Here is a 19,428-nt window from a genome sequence, read left to right as displayed (position 1 = left end):
AAACCTAAATGAGACTGAACAAGAAACTACTGACCACAGGTATCCTGGCTGCCAGTCTGTCCGCCGGCCAGGCCTGGGGGGCGGTTTCTGCGGCTGAGGCGGCCAAACTGGGTGATTCCCTGACGCCGATGGGCGCCGAGAAAGCCGGCAATGGTGGTGCTATTCCGCCCTGGACGGGCGGCCTGACCACGCCTCCGGCGGGCTATAAGGGAGACGGTATCTACGTGAACCCGTTCCCCAACGAGAAGCCCAAGTTTGTCATCGATCAGGGCAACGTGGACCAGTACGCCGACAACCTGTCGCCTGGCCAGGTCGCGATGATCAAGAAGTACGACGACTACTTCATGCCGGTATACGAGACTCACCGTACTGCTGCCTATCCTGATCACGTCATGGAGCAGACCGTCGAGAATGCCACCAAGACCGAGCTGATCAAGGATGGCAACGGTCTGGGTGACTACCAGAGCGCCACGCCGTTCCCGATTCCCCAGAACGGCCTGGAAGTGATCTGGAACCACATCACCCGTTATCGGGGTGGCTCCGTGCAACGTAACGTCGGTCAGGTCACTCCGACCGCCGGCGGTGACTTCTCCGTTGTGCGTTTCGAAGACGAGCTGACCTGGAGAACTTACCTGGAGGACTACGAGCCGGGCGACGACCCGAACGTACTCTTCTACTTCCGTCAGGCCATCACCGCGCCGGCGCGCCTGGCCGGTAACGTGCTGCTGGTTCATGAAACCATCGATCAGGTCGCCGAGCCCCGCCGTGCGTGGATCTACAACGCCGGTCAGCGTCGGGTTCGCCGTGCACCGCAGGTCGCCTACGATGGTCCGGGTACCGCAGCCGATGGCATGCGTACTTCGGACAACTTCGACATGTTCAACGGCGCTCCGGACAAGTACAACTGGGAGCTGGTAGGCAAGAAGGAAATGTACATTCCGTACAACTCCTACAAGCTGATGGACCCGAGCCTGAACTATGACCAGATCATCAAGGCCGGCCACATCAACCAGGACTACACCCGGTACGAACTGCACCGCGTATGGCACGTGCGCGCAACCCTGAAAGAAGGCGAGCGCCACATCTACGCCCAGCGTGACTTCTTCATTGACGAAGACACCTGGCAGGCGTCCGTCATCGACCACTTTGACGGTCGTGGCGAACTCTGGCGTGTAGCCGAAGCCCATGCGGTCCAGTTCTACGATCAGGTCGTGCCCTGGTACGCCATCGAAACCCTGTACGATCTCCTCTCCGGTCGCTACCTGGCCCTCGGCCTGACCAACGAGGAAGAGAACCCGTACACCTTCGGCATCGACCGCCGCTCCCGCGACTACACCCCGGCCGCCCTGCGCCGCGCGGGTACCCGCTAAGCCCACCCCAGGGGTCTGATGAAAGCCTTCATCTGACCCCATCTTTGACTCTAACTAGGGGTCAGAAGAACGAGTTCTTCTGACCCCAGTGCCTCCACACTCCCCCAAATCTTTGCAGCCCAACCCCCTCTTGGTTTAACCTTCCACTCATACTAAAGGCGTACCCAAAGAAGGTCGTCACTCAAAAGTCATTGGATTCTTCCAATTGCGGCACAGGACGTTTGCCGTCCGGCCGGTTGTCAGCGGGGCAGTGTGTGAAACCATTCAGTGACGGCAAGGCCGCCAACGACGAATTTCAGTCTGCCAATAACGGCCTCCAGCGTGGGGAGCTGGTGCGCGATCTTCTTCGCCAGCGCGTCCGGGTACCATCGATACCGAGCGATATGCTCGCCCGACCAGTCGTCGATGAATGGATAAGCCGGGCCATATCACCCAGCCATGCGGTACTTGTCGAAGCACCCAGCGGGTACGGCAAATCCCATTCCGTCCTGAGCGCTCTGGGCAACCGCTTTGCCACTGATAACGAACTCCGCTGGGTCTCGCTGACGCCGCAGGATAACGCCCCCACCCGATTCCTGACCCTGCTCTCCATGGCTTTTGACATGCCCGAAGCGCTGGAAAGCGCGTTGCAGGGCGGCGCCGGTTTTTCCGACGCCCTGGCCATGATGCTGGTGGCCCATGCCCGGCAGTCGGATGGCGCAATGCAGGTGCTGGTACTGGATAACCTGCACAGCCTGAGTAATCCCGCGGTGACGCCGCTACTGCAACAATTGACCAAAGACCTGCCTGCCCATCTGTGTGTGGTGCTGATTTCCCGCCGTGGTCTGCCGTTTGAAACCCACGCCCTTGAGCTTGAAAACCGGTTTACGCGGCTCGGTCCCTCGGTCTTCGAATTTTCCCGCCCGGAAACCTTCGACTTCTTCAACCAGGAACTGGCGGCTAACAAACTGACCAGTGTCGCGGTCGATAACCTGTACGATCTCACCGAAGGCTGGGCCACGCCGCTGGCCCTGTACCGTCGTGAGGTGCAGCGCGAGCTTGAACGCAAACCCATCCAGGAAAGTCCGAGTGTGGAGCGTTTCCTGAAGGACTCGGTCCTGGGCGGGCTGACACCGGGGCAGGTCCGCTCGGTTCGGGCCATTGCCGAACTTGAACTCTGTTCTGACGAGCTGCTCCTGGCGCTCCGGTCGGCACTTCCGGAGGTCGCCTTGTTGCCCTCCCAGGTGTTTGAACAGGGCCTGCCGATCCGGCCCATGCCCGGCCGTGGTCGTTGGTTCCGTCTGAATCCGCTGATGCAGGAATGGTTGCGCGCGTCTCCAATGACCGGATACGAAGCCCGGATGACCATTGCCAGCCGCTGGTTCGGCGAGCGTCAGCAGTTCCCGGAAGCCTTGCGTTATGCGCTGCTGGCAGGAAATGGCGACGAGGTCATCCGTATTGCCTCGGAGGGCTCCGAGGCCCTGTTGCTGGGCCAGGACACCGCCTCACTGCTCCGTTTGCGCAAAAGCCTGCCGGTATCCTTGTTAGAGCGCAGTGCCCGCCTGCGCATCGTATACAGCTGGGTTCATGCCATCGGCGGCCAGTTCAAACAGGCGAGGGCGCTGCTCGATGATCTCTCCGGGGAGGACCGGGCAGAGCATAATGCCCGCATCGCCGCGCTCCAGGCTTTTATCCTCCGTGGCGAGGGCAAGGTGCAGCCGGCACTGGAAATGGCGGATAGGGCCCTGAATGACGGCGATCTGTCGCCCCAGGGCCAGCTGGTCACCCAGATTGTGCGTTCCAGCGCTTTGTGTGCCGCCGGGCAGTTTACCGAAGCCCGGGAAGCGAACCGGGCTGCCGCACGCCTGGCCAGAGAAGCGGGGGATTCCGGTTCCGAGGCGCTGGCGGTGTATTCCCATGCCCGCATTGAGCTCGGGAAGGGGGCACTTCGGCATGCCGAACAACTGCTACGGACCGGCCTGGATACCGCCATGCAGGAGCTGGCAAGGCCAGCCCGGATCGGGGAAACCCGCCTGCAACTGAACCTGGTGCTGGTACTCTGGCACCAGGGCCGTATCGCCGAGGCCGATCGCCTGTTGGTGCTCTGTGGCCGGCATGCGGAACAGACCCGGGATCTAGGCCTCCTGTTGGCCATGGCGATCCGGGTACTGATCTGCCGGGGCGAGAACCGACTGGAGGATGCCTTCGTCTGGATTGGTCGCGCCGAGCGCACCATGCACGCCTGGCAGGTGGACGAATCCCTGTTCGTACCGGTTCTGGAAGCCCTGAAAGCCACCTGCTGGCTGGCCCAGAACCAGATCGAGAGCGCCGTCCAGGCCCTCCAGAAACTCCAGCCCTACCGGGACAGCGGCTGCGTGCCCGAGCTGTTCCCCATGATGCCCGGCCTGCTCGACTGCCTGCAGGTGCGCGTGGACCTGGCGAGAGGCGACGGCATTCGGGCCCGGGAAACCCTCGAGGGTATCCGTGACCGCTACGGCAAGGCCATCCCCTGGGGCGTCGAACTGCACATCCGCCTGCTGGAAGCCGTCTTGCTGAATGAAGAGAAAGGCCTGGCCCCGGCCCGCAAGGTGCTGACAGCCGTGGTCGAAGAAGCCGCCACCGAACACTTCATCAGCCCCTTCACCGAACTGCGGGCGGAACTCCAGGACCTGATGGAGAAAAGCTACGGCCAGCTGGAAGACAGCAAGTTCAAGGACGCCCTGGGCAAACTGTTCGGCATCAAAGCCACCACAGCAGGCGCCGAAACCCTGGCCGAACCCATCAGTGACCGTGAGCAGGCGGTGCTGGAACTCATCGCCAAAGGCCTCTCCAACCAGGAGATCGCCGACAAGTTGCACATCTCCCTGCACACCGTGAAAACCCATGCCAGGCGGATCAATGCCAAGCTGGAAGTGAAGTCCAGGACCCAGGCGATTGTGAGGGCAAGGGAGCTGGGGCTGCTTTGAGAGGTGAGCCAGCCCCAGGGGTCTGAAGAAGTCCCTTCTTCTGACCCCATCTTAGCGCCAAGCACCTTCACCCGGCCTTCAACTCCCCAATCCGCACATCCTTCTCCCCCCAAATCTCACCAACCCACCGCTGAAACGCCACCCGCGTCTCCCGGTCGTTCTCGTAATCCATGCCCAGAAACTCCGCCGGCACTTCCCGCGTCCGCACATCAATCACAATGCGCCGGATCCGCCCGCACAGGTAATCCCAGAACCCCTTGCGCCCATCGGGATACACGATGGTCACGTCCAGCATGGTGTGGATCATCTCCCCCATGGCCCCAAACACAAATGCCGTCCCGCCGGCGCGGGGCTTGAGCAGGTGTTTATAGGGCGAGTTCTGGCTCTTGTGCTTCTCCGGAGTAAACCGCGTGCCTTCCATAAAGTTAAAAATGGTCACCGGGGTATAGCGAAACTTCTCACAGGCGGCCTGGGTGGCGGCGATGTCCTTGCCTTTCAACTCGGGGCGCTTGGCGATCTGTTCCTTGGTGTGGCGATGCATGAACGGGAAGTCCAGCGCCCACCAGGCGATGCCGAGCAGGGGCACCCAGATCAGCTGCTTTTTCAGGAAGAACTTGAGCAGGGGAATGCGGCTGTTGAGCACGTACTGGATGGCGGGAATATCGGCCCAGCTCTGGTGGTTGCAGGTCACGAAATACCAGTGCTCACGGCTGAGATTCTCCACCCCGCGCACGTCCCACTCCACTTTGTGAAGGATGTCCATCAACAGGTTGTTGAAGCCAATCCACACCCAGGCAATGTTGTTGAGCACCACGGTGCAGGCCTTGCGCACCGGGGTCACCGGGATGATCAGCTTGATCAGTGCGAACAGAAGCAGGAAGGGGAACAGGATCAGGGTATTCAACAAAATCGACAGGGCCGCCAAAGTCCCCTTCAGCGGCGCAGGCAGAAAATCAAGCATTCCGTGTGTTCTCTGGTTTGTTGCAGGTTAGCGGTGTCTGTCAGCCTTCGGCGGCGTTTCCGGTGTCAGCCGCCCGGCCGGGAAGTAACCGGCTCTCGGAGTCGGTGGAGGCCAGCTGCTGCAGGTCGGACGGCGCCCGATCCCTCACCGAATCCCGGAAGTCTTCGTCGTAGAAGCCCAGGTTGTTGTAATGGATCAAGGCCCGGATCTCTTTTACGTATTCTTCGCCCCGCTCGGAATAGCCAAGCAGGCCTTCCGCCATTTCCAGGCCGGACAGGGGACTCTCGGCGCGACGATCCTGCATCCGGACGTCTCGCAGGGTCTGGTAGGTTTCATGCCGGTTCAGGTTCTGGATATAGGCCCGTACCGACCGATAGGGCGAGGCGAATTTGGCCACCTCGTGGCTGGCCCCTTCCACCCGGCTCTTCGGCACCAGGCCGCAGCCCTTGGTGAAGCACCACTGACCGAACAGGTTGTTGCCCTGGCGGGCAAAGCGGGACGTCCCCCAGGCGGATTCGTTGGCGGCCTGGGCTAAAACCAGAGAAGGGGGAATCACATCCAGGCGCTTTTTCAGGAGCTTGAACTGCTCGGGGCTTCCGGTGGCAGCCTCAATCTTCAGGCGTTCGGCTTGTTCCCCAAGCCACTGTTTTTCTGTACCGGTCAGTTCGGTTTTCTGCTCCAGCCGCAGCAGGTAACTCCGCTCCAGCAGGATCCGGGAGTTGGCCAGCACGATGCGCGGGTACAGGAACGAGAAAAACGCTGCCTTTTTCTCCGTGGTGTCCCGGTAGCTGGAGAAGTCCGGCAGCCGGTCATCGGCCCAGTCGGGGAGGGCAGGTAGTTCACCAAAGACCACTTCAGAGCCATCATAGTTGCTGTCACCAAAGCTTCCGGATGGGATATAGAAGCCACCACCAAGAGCAAAAGCAATCAGCGGAACAAGAAACAGCAGCGTCCGGCGACCAGCAGACATAAAACCTCTCGTCGATATGGATATGGCAATGATTATAACAGGTTGTACGCAGAGGGTTCTGGCCGGGTTTACCGAAGCCTTCGGTCGCCTCAGGGAATCCGGGTCGCCAGCAGCAGGCCAATAGCCTTTGAGCCCGTGCCCGTGCGGTTGAGCCTCAGATACAGCTGGGAGTGATCCTCGGTATAGAACCCGTCCAGCACCAGATTGCCGCCACTGAGGGATACTGTCCCGGGACCGGACTGGGTGTAGGTCAGGGTAGCGTCGATCACGGTTTCCGACGGCGTGGTCAGCTCGTTGCCGTTGATGGTATTGAGCACCGAGATCACCTCGCCACTCAGGGTGGCGATTCCGCCCTCGATCACCAACTCGGCATTGTCAAAATGGCGAAGTTCGTTGCTGCCGCCGGAGATGGCCATAGCAACGCCCTGAACCCGGTACCGGCCACTTGCCGGTGCCGCAGAGGCAGACTGCGCGGCGGCCACCAGCAAACCATCCCCGAACGGACTGTCGTCCAGATTGAACGCCAGGAATGCGCCATCAGGGGTACTCGCCCCGACACCGACGTCAGGTTTCTCCTCATTGCCGGACGGGGTCGAAATATCCAGATTCAACCGGCCGATGTCCCGGTCACCATTGCTGAGTATCGAGGTGCGCGGCGTGATCAACCAGTCGGTATTGACTGTCGCGGACGGCGCCCGGGTGACGGTCCCGGTGTTGTCGCGACGCACGGTTTCCACCTCCAGTGCCTGGGTTACATTGCCCTCACCATCGATCGTCCAGGTGCCCAGGCCGCCATCCAGTTCCAGCGGCGTGGTGTCATCGGCAAACCGGGAAGCCAGGTACACCACGTTATAACCCCGGTTATCCAGCACATCCGCATCAAACTCAGCCTCTCCGGCCGGCCGCAGCAGGTTCAGCTCCAGCGCCGACAGGTAATGATTCTCCAGCACCGCTCCCCGTTTGAGAGCCTCGCCGTCGGTTTCCAGCTCGATGGCCTTGCCGGCGCTGAAATAGCCACCGATCACTCGGTCCGGCCCTACAGACTCATCGGCAGGCGGACTGGTGTAGGCATCCAGATAATACGGATTGCGGGTCCAGCCAATAATCCGGGCGCTGTCCCGTCCGGTGATGCTCTGATACAGGGCCCGGCCGGCTAACAGGCGGGTATCGCCCAACAAAGTTGCCGCACCGGGGGAGGAGGAATGCGTGTTCTGTTCCCAGAACTCCGAACCGCGCAGGAAAAACTCATTGCCTTCGGAATGCAGCAGCACCTCCCGCTCATAGGGAATGTCCGTGGCCAGGGAGGTCACCTTGATATTGAAGGCATCGAAGCTGGTCAGCGTCAGGGCCGGGTACACGTAGCCCACGCCGTTGCCGTCCTCCAGGCGTTCCTCATAAGCCGTTCGCACACCCCAGAGCCCCGTGCCACTGATACTGGGCTCGGCAAAGCTCTGGCCCAGTTCCACTCCCAGGAACACCGAGTTGTAATCGGCGGAACTGGCTCTGATCTTGCCGGAGGAATTCTCATCCAGCAGCGCATAGTCGGCCATGGCGGCCACATAACGGGCAAAATCCGCCCGGCCTTCCAGCAGCGACAGCGCGCCCGGCACATCCAGGTTGCCGGGGATATCGATTTCGAAATCGTGCACCTGGTCTGCCAGGGTGGACCAGACATACTTGTTCAGGCACAGCTCACCACCGGCATCATTCACGCAGTCCCTGATGGTCTCAAGCTCCCCCGGGGTGTAACTCGCCAGGGTATTGCGCACCAGGTATTCCGAGAAAGGATTGATCTTCACATCCCGGTCCGAGTCCGCTGCGAACGCCCGCATCCGGGCATTACCGTAGGTGGCCTCGATCACCACATCCGGCGCCAGGGGCTGGCCGTCCGGGAAGGCGATAATGGTAAAGCCCCCGGCATCTTCCCGGGTGGAGACGTCGATACTGCCCAAATTCTGCAGGGAGGTGTTGGTGGTGTACACGCTGAGGGTTTCCGGCTGCACGATCCGCAGGTTACGCCGGGTCACCTCCGCATCGAGGGCTACCGCACCGGGCACCTCCAGGGTGACCCGGACCTCGTTGTCCGCCAGATCGCCGGCATTGCTGGAATCGCCGGTGCTGCCGGAACTGAAGTCGTCCAGCGGATTTTTCGCGGCGGAGAAGTCGTTGGTCTGGGAACGGGCGCCGTCGATGGCATCCTCGCCACTGCCGCAGCCGGCCAGTAACAGGGCAGACAGGGAGATCCAGAGTCCGTGCTTGAAGTGCATGTCTGACAATCCGTGCAGAAGATTCAGGTTGTCAGTCTAGCAGCGGTAACGAAGGGAAATCGTGAGGGAAGGCACGAAACAGGCGCCCGGAGGATCGGGCGCCCGTGAGGGTAGAGACGATCAGTAGTAGATCTTGATACCCGCCATCACACCTTCATCCAGATTCACATCGCCGCGGAACGGCGCATCCAGATCGGTGTTCAGGTAACGGTAACCGGCAAACACCTCGGCGTTGCGGATCACCCGGTAGCTGCCGCGCAGCTCGACGCTGGTCATGTCCTCGGAGTCGCCGAAGGCCAGAATGTCCGGGGCGTAGTGCAGGCCGCCGGTGAAGGACAGGCCCGGAACCCGGGGCACGTTCACGGTAGCAAAGCCGCCGATGCCGATGGCGCCGCCGTCCAGGCTGTCGTCATCCCAGCCGATACCCCGTACACCGATGCCAGCAGTGGTCGGCAGGTTGCCAAGGGCAGTGCGGCCCTGAGCGTGGAAGTCCACGTTCATGATGTGGCGGCTGCCCTCGTGGTAGGTGTAGCCGGCGCCCAGCTGGGTATCGTTGTTGTTACCGAAGAAGTTGACCTGCCCCTTCACGGAATCGTTGGTCAGACTCAGGTCCACATCACCTGCGAAGGCCGGTGCAGCGGCCAGGGTCAGTGCCATCAGGGAAACTCTTGAGATTCTCATTCTTCTACCTTCTTGCTGTCGGTTAATTGGTACGCATCCGATAAAGAATCTTCATCTTCAGCCGGCACCCGGTATTCCTCGTTGGCCCAGGCGCCCAGATCAATCAGTTTGCAGCGCTCCGAGCAGAATGGCCGGTACCGGTTATCTTCGGACCATTCTACGGATTGCTTGCAGGTAGGGCATTGCACAAACATGGCGATTTTTTCAGATTGGTGGCAAATAGCCGGCGGCCAATCCTCAGGTGGCCGCCGATGCGGTGCAGTATTGTTCCAGCACTGCCCGCAGCATTTCAATATTGACAGGCTTGGCGACAAAAGAATCCATGCCGGCCCGGCGGCAGCGTTCCTCGTCTTCCTCCATGGCGCTGGCGGTCAGGGCAACCACCGGCACCGGCGTCCGGTTGTGGGCTTTTTCCCATTCCCGCAGGCGGCGGGTGGCCTCGAAGCCATCCACCCGGGGCATCACGCAATCCATGAACACCAGATCGAACGGATGCCACTGCCACAGGCTGGCGGCGGCCTCGCCGTCGTTCGCGGTCATTACATCGCAGCCGAGTTTTTCCAGCAGCCGGCGGGTGAGGGTGCGGTTGACCGGATTATCTTCCACCAGCAGCACCTTCATACGGCCACAGGGCAGTTCCCGGCGCTTGGAGGTGTCCGTGACCGCCTGCAGGGAGAACCGGGTCAGGAACCGGCGCTCGTCCTTCTCCGCATCCGTGAACAGCTGGTTCAGGATGGGCATCAGGCAGGATTCCCGCAGGGACTTGCTCAGGAAGGCGTCGGCGCCGGCCTGCCGGAAATGCTCGGCATCGCCCCGTTGCGGGTTGGACGACAGGATCAGCAGGCGCATGTCGGTCCAGGTGGGATTGCTACGGATCTGCCGGCACAGCAGGTCGCTGTCCATATCCGGCACAAAGCCATCAAGGATGATGGCATCGAACGGTTGCTGGCTGTCCGAGGCCTGGCGCAGGGAGGTCAGCGCTTCGCCGGCGGATTTCACCGCCTCGATGTGAACTTCGTAACGGGACAGCATCTCCAGGGTGATCTTGCGAGACAGCTCGTAGGAGTCCACCACCAGGATATGCTTGCCCTTGACCTTGCGGGTATCCGGCCGCACCCGGGTGGCACTCTCCGGCGCCACCGGCAGGGTCAGTTCCACCCAGAAGGTGGAGCCCTCACCGGGCCGGCTTTCCAGATCCAGCGAGCCGTCCATCAGGTTCACCAGCTGGCGGCAGATAGTCAGCCCCAGGCCAGCACCGGGCAGCTGGCGCTGGAACTGCTGGCCGAGCTGCACGTAGGGCTCGTACACCAGCGGAATATCCTCGGGATTGATGCCCACACCGGTATCTTCCACCGCCAGGCGCAGCCGGGCCTTGTCATCCCGCCGGCCCAGCACCTCGATGCTGATCAGTACATGGCCGGAATCGGTGAACTTGATGGCGTTGGAGACCAGGTTGAGCAGGATCTGCCGGATGCGCACCGGATCGCCCTTCAGCGCCCAGGGCAGGTTCTCGTCAATGCGCAGCTCCAGCGCCAGCCCCTTCTCCCGGGCCCGGCTGCCGAGCATGTGCACCAGATCGTTCAGGGTTTCCCGCAGATCGAACGGAATCTCCTCCAGCACCAGCTTGCCTGCCTCCATACTGGAGATATCCAGCAGGTCATTGATGATGGCGGACAGGCTCTGGGAGGCGTTCAGCAGGGTGTTCACGTACTCCCGCTGCTCCTGGTCCAGCGGCGTGTCCGTCAGCAGATTGGCGTAACCCAGAACGGACTGAAGCGGAATGCGCAGCTCATGACTGACGTTGGCGAGGAACTGGTTCTTGGCGTGGTTGGCGCGAATGGCCTCGTCCCGCTCCCCCTGGGACTGGATCGTGGTCTGCCGGAGCGAGCGGGTGTCCTCCAGGATCTGCAACCGCATCTTGTTCAGGGCCTGCTCCAGCTCCGACAACTCATCGGGCGATCTCGGCGGCTTCCGGCGCAACTGCAGCGGGTCCACCAGGGCGTCCAGGTTCAGCTGGGCGGCATAATCGGCCATGGCCTCCAGGTGTCGGGACAGGGTCGCCCGCACAATCAGCAGCAATCCGAAGGTTCCAAGCATCACCACCACGGTCATCGACAGCAGCGTTAGCAGCGCGGTCTTCCAGAGTTCATCGTGGATCTGCTGAACCGAAGACACCACGGTGAGGCTACCGACTTCCCGGGCAGGCTGGAAGCTGGAACGGTCAAAGATCAGGGGGATGGTCTGGGAAATCACCTTGCCGTCCGGGTGGGTGCCGGTGGTGAATTCCTCGCCCGTGGTGGTGGTCACCCGGGCAAACTGGATCGCCGGCACCGCCTTCATGTCATCCAGGCTGTTGGCCACCTCACTGAAATTCATCAGCCAGAGGTTGTTGCTCATGCTCCCGGCGACCAGCTCGGCGGCTTTCTGTTGGGTACTGATCAGATCATTCTTGCGGCGCTCGAACTCGCCGATCATCTGCACGCCGGTGGCGGCCAGAGAAAGCACCAGGCTGAACAGCAGCACATACACCAGCAGACGCGCTGCCAGCGGCCGAACGCCAAATCGCTTGAAAAACCGGTATGGGTGCAAGATTGCGACTTCCCTGTGTCGACTACAAATCAATCAATCAAGTTTAACAGACAGTTAGGACTTCGACACGCTTCTCGCCGCCCTCTGTTACAAACCGGAACCTTACGTTCACATCGTACAGGTGCGCCCCGTAAATCCGCGCCTCATCCCGCCCCCGCCGGAACGACGGCCGGGGATCATAACTCACCACATCCTCGATCAACGCCCGGAAATCCGGGTAGTCCTCCGGGGGCAGGGCCGCCAGCTGCTGCTCCGCCTCCGGCAAAAACACCACCTCAAGCCGCTCCGTCGGCGGCGAATCCGCCCACCCCAGACTCGCCTCCGGCACCGAATCCGCAAACGGCAGGTAAGGCTTGATATCCAGAATCGGCGTGCCCTCAATCAGATCATGATTACTGATCCGCAGCACCAGCTTCCCATCCCGACGCGCCAGCCCCTCATTCCGAACCACCGACAACCCCAGACTGTTAGGCCGAAACGGCGACCGACTGGCAAACACCCCCATCTTCCGATTCCCCCCCAGCCGAGGCGGCCGCACCACCGGCTTCCACTCCGCCCGAACCGCCTCATGAAACTGGAAAATCACCCAAAGATGCGAAGCCGTCTCCAGCCCCCGAAAGGCATCCTCGCGGTCAAAGGGGGACTGAATTACAAGTTCGGCATGGGCATGGCGTGTAAGCCCCGGCTGGCGGGGCACCCCGAACTTGTCCTGAAAACAGGACCGGGTGATAGCAATAGGGGTCACGCCAAGATCGGCGCCAGCCCCCGGGGTCGCGGCAAGGCCGGGGTCTGAAGAACTAGTTCTTCTGACCCCATTTTCAACCTCAGGGGTCTGATGAACTCGTTCATCTGACCCCTTTTTAGAATCTGCTCCCAAGTTCACTCCCCAACACCCCAGGGGTCTGAAGAAATCTTTTCTTCTTCTGACCCCGAGTTAAAAATCAAATTGGGGTCAGATGAACAAGTTCATCAGACCCCCGAGTTAGTCAGACCCCACCCCAGGGGTCTGAAGAATTCATTCTTCTGACCCCAAGTTAGCGGTCCAAGATGGGGTCAGATGAAAGCTTTCATCAGACCCCTGAGTTACCTACCGCCGATCAATAGTCCCAGAAAAAAACATCTCAACCCGCAAAACCACCGAAGCCCGATCCTTGAAACTCTCCTCCCGCGGAAACGTCAACGCCGGAATCACCTCCCCAAACAACCAGTCACTATGCAACCGATACCGCCAGGTCAGATCCACAAACGCCGACGTCGTCCGCCACCCGGGCTTGCTCTCTCCAAGCACCCCAATCCGCGGAACCAGCGTCGAGCGGTTATCCACCGCCTTCCGAACACTGAAAATCTGCGCCGCGAGAAACTTCTCATCCGAATGCACATACTCCAGCTCGGAGGAAGACTGAAACCGCCAGTCATCCCCCACATACCGACTGGCCCCGAACCACGTCCGGGAACCCCAGCCTTCCTGATGGAAATAATAAATCCGCTGCTGCAGACTTCCGGCCCAGTCCTCATCCAGCTGCCAGCCCTTGCCAGCCGTCACCCGCCAGAACGCATCCGGCGGAAACCGCAACCGGCCACCAATATCGGTAGAAAGGTTAATCGCATCCCCAATCTGGGTCAGGTACCGCAGCGCACCAGTGGTCTCCGTCTCCGTCCGCTCCGGCTCGGTCAACTGCCGGTCCCGCTGCCGCTCCTCAAGCGGAATCAGCTCCTCACTCTCGCTCTCGATAACAATCCGCAGCTTGCGCTTGGCGGTGGGAATATCCAGTCGGAACCGGGCCTCCGGCTCGAACGAAGCCAGGTTGCTGTACTCGGATTCGGCAGCAAACCCCAGGCGCAGGTAGCTTTCATTATTCGGCAGTGCCTCGGCAGACCCCGACAACGTCCTATCCGCCCAGGCACCAAGCCATTGCACCCGCGGCCCCTGAATACGCTCCTGGCGCAACACCCAGTTGGAAAACGTCAACCAGTAGGATTCCTCCGGCTCCGCCCAATACTCCTCTGGAGAGAACGTATAAAACGAAGGCCCCAGCTGCTCAGGCGCCAGAATCTCGGGAACAGAACGCTGATGCACCTCAAACACCGGCTCCGCAGCGCGTCCGGGAAGGGAGGTAAAAACCAGAAGTGACAGAACCCCGACCGGGTAACAACGGCGCAAAAAGTCAGCCAAAATCCACCAGGAACTTCTCGTGCAATTCACGAACCTGACGCTCCACATCATCCATGGGCCGATCATTATCAATAATAGCGTCAGCTTTCTCCAAGCGCTTCTCCCGAGGCATCTGCGCCGCAATAATCCGCTCCACCTGATCCCGCTCATTGGTATCCCGAGCCATCGTCCGCTCAACCTGCGTCTCCACCGGGACATCCACCACAATGATCTTACTGACCAGGTTATGCTGATCCGTCTCCAGCAACAATGGAGACACCAGAAGTACATAAGGCAGGGCATACCCCTCAGGCTCCAACTGCCGAATCAACTCCTCCCGAATCATCGGATGAAGCAGGCCTTCCAGCCAAGTCCGCTCCTCAGGATTGGCAAACACAATCTGCCGCAGCTGCGCCCGGTCCAAGGTGCCTTCAGCGGTGAGGATATCCGGACCGAAGTGCTCAGCAATCTGCTCAAGCCCAGGGGTACCAGGTTCAACCACCTCCCGGGCAACATCATCGGCATCCACCCAGTGAACCCCCAGCTCCCCAAACATGCGAACCACAGTAGATTTCCCGGAGCCAATCCCCCCGGTGAGCCCGACAACCGCAGGAGTCTGCCTCACCCCAGGGGTCTGATGAACTTGTTCATCTGACCCCATGTTGATTTTCTTACTCATGCTAAAACCCTAAGAAGGGGTCAGAAGAAAGCCTTCTTCAGACCCCAAGATACGCAAACCACGCCCGCTGAATAGCATCCCCAAACCACAAACAAAGCACCCCAGCCGCCGCCAAATAAGGCCCAAACGGAATCGGCACCTCCCGCCCATGCTTCCGGAACACCATCAAACTAATCCCAACAACCGCCCCAACCACGGAAGACAACAAAATCACCGCCGGCAACAACTGCCACCCAAGCCACGCCCCAAGCGCCGCAAGCAACTTGAAATCCCCATGCCCCATGCCTTCCTTACCAGTCACAATCTTGAACAACCAGTAAACCGACCAGAGCGAAAGATAACCAACCACAGCTCCCCAGAACGCACTGGTAAAGTCAGTCAAAACCCCAAAGAAGTTCAACACCAACCCAAGCCACAGCAACGGCAAGGTGATGCTATCCGGCAACAGTTGGGTATCAAAATCAATCACCGTCAACGCCACCAATGCCCACACCAGCAACAACGCCCAAAGCGCCGCCTCAGTCGGGCCCAACAGGTAAACCGTCAACACCGAAAACAGCGCCGTCACCGCCTCGATGATCGGATACCTTGGTGAAATTCGGGTCTTACACGAAGCACACTTGCCACCCAGCACCAGATAACTGATCACCGGAATATTCTCCCAGGCCCGGATCTTGTGACCACAGGAAGGGCAGGTAGACGCCGGCGTGGATAGCGTGACCGGCTCTTCCTGCTTCCGCTCCTTATCCGGAACTTCCAGAAACTCCTCACATTGGCAGCGCCAGTCCTGGTGCATCATCTTGGGCAGGCGCAGGATGACCACGTTCAGGAAGCTGCCGATGCAGAGGGAAACGAAAGTGACGGTGAGGTAGAGGAGCCAGGGGGTGTTGAAGTAAACGTCGAGGAACTGCATTCGAAGCCTTGATTGAGCATAGGAGGAGGGGGAAGGGTTAAGTCGGGGGTCAGATGAAAGCTTTCATCCGACCCCATTTTCAGGTCGAAACCTCGAGGTTAGCCAACAACCGAGCCCATCTGGAAAATCGGCAAGTACATCGCAATGATCAGGCCGCCAACCAATACGCCCAGGACAGCCATAATCATCGGCTCCATCAGAGCCGTCAGATTGTCCACCAGATCGTCCACGACACCCTCGTAGTGCTCTGCAACCTTAGCGAGCATCTCATCCAGGTTACCCGACTCTTCACCGATAGCCGTAAGCTGAACAGCCATAACCGGAAAAATGTCCTGCTGTCGCATCGACGCTTGTAGCTGGGTACCACTGGACACATCGTTCTTTATATTCAACACTGCGTCTCGATAAACAGCATTACCGGTAGCGCCGGAAACTGACTCCAAAGCTTCCACTAGTGGAACGCCTGCAGCGAAGGTCGTCGAAAGTACCCGCCCAAACTTTGCAACAGCGGATTTGTCAAGTATTTCGCCAACAACGGGCAACTTTAGAGTGTATTTATCAATAAAATCAGAGAATTTTCGAGATCGTCTCTTGGATTCACGGAAGAGAAAAATCGAACCGATAATCCCCACTAAGACAACGAACCACCACTTTTGAAGCCACTCTGAAAGATTAACGACGAATTGGGTGAATACTGGAAGGTCTGCACCGAACCCTTGAAACAAAGCTTCGAACTGAGGAACAACCTTCACCAACAGGATTGCAGTTACTATTATTGCCACCACAACAACCGCAATTGGGTAAGTCATCGCTTTTTTCACTTTTTTCTTGAGGATTTCCGTTTTCTCAAGATAAGTCGCAATTCGATCCAGCATCTGCTCGAGGGCACCGGCCTTTTCCCCTGAGTCCACCAGGTTACAGTAAAGATCATCAAAATATTTAGGATGTTTTTTCAGAGCCCCGGCAAAGCTGGTGCCAGAAGAAATATCATTCCTGATGTTAATGACTAGCTCCTGAAGGCCCTTGTTCTCGAGCCCGTCAGCGACGATGTCAAAGCTTTGCACTAGTGGTACGCCCGCCTTCATCATGGTCGCTAGCTGTCGCGTAAGCATGGCGATATCAAAAGGCGTGATTTTTTTGCTACTGCCGAATAAAGGCTTCGGTTTTTTCTTAACCTTGTCTGGAATAATTCCTTGTTTCCTCAGTTGTGCCTTCACCAGAGCTAGATTCGGTCCGGTCAACTCGCCTTTGGATTTATTACCTTTACGGTCCTTCCCTTGCCAAATATACGATTCCAGCTTTTGCGCTTTCTCTGCCATGCTTAATCCTTCGTCACGCGGTTGGCTTCTTCAAGGCTGGTCACTCCCTGAATAACTTTCAGGAGTGCCGACTGCCGCAGGTTTTGGAAGCCCTCAGCCTGAGCCTGTTTTGCAATTTGGATGGAACTGGCTTCTTCCATAATCATGTTCGCCAGTTCGTCAGTAACCTTCACCACCTCGTAAATACCGACGCGGCCTTTGTATCCCCCATTGCATTTATCACAGCCCTTCGGGCGGTACAACGTGAAGCCTGTATCAATTTGTTCCTGTGTGAACCCTTCCTTCAAAAGCACATCCTTCGGGATGTCGGCGGGTTGCTTGCAGCTATTGCACAAACGGCGACCCAGTCGCTGGGCAATAATCAGGCTCACAGAAGTGGCGATGTTAAAGGCGGGAACACCCATGTTCATCATCCGGGTAAGAGTTTCCGCCGCGCTGTTGGTGTGGAGGGTAGACAATACCAGGTGGCCTGTTTGCGCCGCCTTGATGGCAATCTCGGCCGTTTCCAAATCCCGGATCTCGCCCACCATAATGACGTCCGGATCCTGTCGGAGGAAGGCTCGCAGTGCTTCGGCGAAGCCTAGTCCTACCTTGTTATTAACGTTTACCTGGTTAATGCCTTCCAGGTTGATTTCCGCAGGGTCCTCTGCAGTGGAAATATTTCTTTCAGCGGTATTGAGAATGTTCAAGCCGGTATAAAGAGAAACCGTCTTGCCTGAACCTGTTGGTCCAGTTACCAGGATCATGCCCTGGGGCTGTTCCAGTGCATCCAAATACATCTGCTTTTGATCTTCCTCGTAACCCAGCACATCGATCCCAAGTTTGGCCTGACTGGGATCCAGAATCCGCAGAACGATCTTTTCGCCCCACAAAGTAGGGAGGGTGTTTACCCGGAAATCGATAGCCTTGGTCTTGGATAGCTTCATTTTGATACGGCCATCCTGGGGTACTCGGCGTTCAGAGATATCAAGCTGCGCCATAATTTTGACCCGCGCAGAAATTTTCGGTGCCAGCTTTATAGATGGGCGGGAAACTTCTTTCAAAATGCCGTCGGTCCGATAGCGAACCCGATAGACCTTTTCGTAGGGCTCAAAGTGAATATCTGATGCGCCCCCCCGAATAGCGTCCAATAGCATCTTGTTAACATACTTAACGATCGGGGCGTCGTCGACATCTGATGCGCTTACTGCATTGTCATCTTCGTCCTGCTCTCCGCCCTCAGTTTCCACTCCCTCAAGATCAGCATCATCCAGATCTCCCATTGAGGTGTCCTGGGATTCAAGATATCTGTCGATCGCAGTACGTAACTTGGCATCATCTACCAGAATGGCGTCAGTACTCAGCCCCGTATTGAACTTGATCTCGTCGAGCGCCTGAATGTTCGTGGGGTCAGAGACGGCAATGAACAGTCTGTTGCCACGCTTGTACAGGGGCAGGGCGTTATGTTTCCGGATCAGTTTCTCGTCAACCGCTTTTTCGGGCATCATTTCGGGAAGAAACGCATCCAGATCCAGCACCGACATTCCGAATTCCATCGCCGCTGAAAACGCCATTTTTGCGCTATTGGCCAGCTCATTCTGGGTAAGATAGGTTATTAGCGGAATCCGGTTCTGCGAAGCCTGAAGAAAGGCGTCCTTGGCAGTCGCTTCATCCAAAATTCCGTCTTCCACAAATCGCCGGGCCAGGCCCGTAAGCGTCACGTTTCGGTTGCTGCTCGCCATAAGTGCTCTGAAAAGGTTGTTATAAGTCGCTGAATCGTAAATTTATGAAAAAAGAGTTTAGATGTCTGGGAAGGCTTTGGAAAGCATCAGGGTTCTCAATCTCGCACGAGAGCTTTTGAGAAACTGGCAAAGTGCCTCCAGCACAGGGGTCAGATGAAAGCCTTCATCTGACCCCAATTTTAAACGACGCTCAGCACGAAAACTGACAAAAAGCGTCACCTCCTGACGTCGTAAGACACAAAAGCTATGATAATCAACGCTGTGATTCAGTTCACATAACGTTATAACCTGCTGAAATCGCCTTATTTTTAACATTATCTTGCAATTGGCACGATGCCTGCTTGATGTCAGTCACCCTCAACGCGGTAACGGGGCCGAGCTCCACCGCCCCCGGGCTATAAAAACGCAAACTGAGAACTCACGAGGTTTATTGAAATGCAAAAAATGAATCATGCGCAGAAAGGTTTCACCTTGATTGAATTGATGATCGTTGTGGCGATCATCGGTATTCTGGCTGCGGTTGCAATCCCCGCCTACCAAGACTATATCGCTCGTTCGCAGGCTTCAGAAGGTGCTACTCTGCTTGGCGGTCTGAAGACACCGGTGGCTGAGTACTACCTGAACAATGGCACTGTTCCGGCAATCGGCGACCTGGGTTCAGTGACTACTTCTGGTGAGTATGTGCGTTCTATCACCGCAAATACCGCAGCCAACGAGTACGTCGCTACCTTCAAGGCTGCTGGTAGTGTTGCAGAAAAGCTTGGTAGTACTACTATGACTCTTACATTCACCACCAGTGACAGCACTTGGTCTTGGAGTTGTACTGTCCCGAACGCAATTGCTCCGAAGCCGTGCCTGTAA

Annotated in this window: 15 protein-coding genes; 3 read left to right on the top strand and 12 right to left on the bottom strand. The window is 58.3% G+C overall.

The annotated features are described in order from the left end of the window. Nucleotides 1–8 precede the first annotated feature (8 nt). Both ACQUTG_RS00255 and ACQUTG_RS00250 read left to right on the top strand, forming a co-directional pair. On the top strand, nucleotides 9–1,370 hold the full coding sequence (locus ACQUTG_RS00255) for a DUF1329 domain-containing protein (RefSeq protein ID WP_428917491.1): 1,362 nt from the start codon (nucleotides 9–11) through the stop codon (nucleotides 1,368–1,370). Between the two features lie 254 nt (nucleotides 1,371–1,624). Beyond that, on the top strand, nucleotides 1,625–4,315 hold the full coding sequence (locus ACQUTG_RS00250; RefSeq protein ID WP_428917490.1) for a LuxR C-terminal-related transcriptional regulator: 2,691 nt from the start codon (nucleotides 1,625–1,627) through the stop codon (nucleotides 4,313–4,315). Between the two features lie 67 nt (nucleotides 4,316–4,382). On the opposite strand, the gene ACQUTG_RS00245 is transcribed toward ACQUTG_RS00250, so the two are convergent. From ACQUTG_RS00245 to pilB, 12 genes are all read right to left on the bottom strand, one after another. Further along, nucleotides 4,383–5,276, bottom strand: coding sequence for an acyltransferase (locus ACQUTG_RS00245; protein ID WP_428917489.1), 894 nt, complete (start codon nucleotides 5,274–5,276; stop codon nucleotides 4,383–4,385). A 40-nt stretch (nucleotides 5,277–5,316) separates the two neighbouring features. Continuing rightward, complete coding sequence (locus ACQUTG_RS00240; protein WP_428917488.1) at nucleotides 5,317–6,246, bottom strand: glucosaminidase domain-containing protein; 930 nt, start codon at nucleotides 6,244–6,246, stop codon at nucleotides 5,317–5,319. An 89-nt stretch (nucleotides 6,247–6,335) separates the two neighbouring features. Next, nucleotides 6,336–8,513, bottom strand: a complete 2,178-nt coding sequence (locus ACQUTG_RS00235) for a hypothetical protein (protein WP_428917487.1) — start codon at nucleotides 8,511–8,513, stop codon at nucleotides 6,336–6,338. Between the two features lie 120 nt (nucleotides 8,514–8,633). Next, complete coding sequence (locus ACQUTG_RS00230; protein WP_428917486.1) at nucleotides 8,634–9,194, bottom strand: YfaZ family outer membrane protein; 561 nt, start codon at nucleotides 9,192–9,194, stop codon at nucleotides 8,634–8,636. Continuing rightward, a complete protein-coding gene (gene yacG / locus ACQUTG_RS00225) occupies nucleotides 9,191–9,388 on the bottom strand; it encodes a DNA gyrase inhibitor YacG (RefSeq protein WP_092000867.1) in 198 nt (65 codons plus the stop codon). The genes ACQUTG_RS00230 and yacG overlap by 4 nt, the downstream gene beginning before the upstream one ends. Before the next feature lie 43 nt (nucleotides 9,389–9,431). Then, the gene (locus ACQUTG_RS00220; protein WP_428918429.1) at nucleotides 9,432–11,669 is read right to left on the bottom strand and encodes a response regulator; all 2,238 of its coding nucleotides are present in this window, start codon (nucleotides 11,667–11,669) and stop codon (nucleotides 9,432–9,434) included. Nucleotides 11,670–11,826: 157 nt separating this feature from the next. Then, entirely contained in the window at nucleotides 11,827–12,519 is a 693-nt protein-coding gene (gene tsaA, locus ACQUTG_RS00215) for a tRNA (N6-threonylcarbamoyladenosine(37)-N6)-methyltransferase TrmO (RefSeq protein WP_428918428.1), read from the bottom strand. 351 nt (nucleotides 12,520–12,870) lie between these two features. Beyond that, complete coding sequence (locus tag ACQUTG_RS00210) at nucleotides 12,871–13,956, bottom strand: hypothetical protein (RefSeq protein WP_428917485.1); 1,086 nt, start codon at nucleotides 13,954–13,956, stop codon at nucleotides 12,871–12,873. Beyond that, nucleotides 13,949–14,596, bottom strand: a complete 648-nt coding sequence (gene coaE / locus ACQUTG_RS00205) for a dephospho-CoA kinase (protein WP_428918427.1) — start codon at nucleotides 14,594–14,596, stop codon at nucleotides 13,949–13,951. The genes ACQUTG_RS00210 and coaE overlap by 8 nt, the downstream gene beginning before the upstream one ends. 55 nt (nucleotides 14,597–14,651) lie before the next feature. Next, complete coding sequence (locus ACQUTG_RS00200) at nucleotides 14,652–15,527, bottom strand: prepilin peptidase (RefSeq protein WP_428917484.1); 876 nt, start codon at nucleotides 15,525–15,527, stop codon at nucleotides 14,652–14,654. Nucleotides 15,528–15,625: 98 nt separating this feature from the next. Next, complete coding sequence (locus ACQUTG_RS00195; RefSeq protein WP_428917483.1) at nucleotides 15,626–16,846, bottom strand: type II secretion system F family protein; 1,221 nt, start codon at nucleotides 16,844–16,846, stop codon at nucleotides 15,626–15,628. A gap of 2 nt (nucleotides 16,847–16,848) precedes the next feature. Continuing rightward, entirely contained in the window at nucleotides 16,849–18,567 is a 1,719-nt protein-coding gene (gene pilB, locus ACQUTG_RS00190) for a type IV-A pilus assembly ATPase PilB (RefSeq protein WP_428917482.1), read from the bottom strand. A 435-nt stretch (nucleotides 18,568–19,002) separates the two neighbouring features. On the opposite strand from pilB, the gene ACQUTG_RS00185 reads away from it, so the two are divergent. Continuing rightward, on the top strand, nucleotides 19,003–19,428 hold the full coding sequence (locus ACQUTG_RS00185; protein ID WP_428917481.1) for a pilin: 426 nt from the start codon (nucleotides 19,003–19,005) through the stop codon (nucleotides 19,426–19,428).

Source organism: Marinobacter sp. DUT-1 (assembly GCF_050379415.1).
Taxonomy (GTDB): Bacteria; Pseudomonadota; Gammaproteobacteria; order Pseudomonadales; family Oleiphilaceae; genus Marinobacter.
Note: the sequence above shows the minus strand (reverse complement) of the source record. Positions and strands in the feature narration are given on the sequence as shown.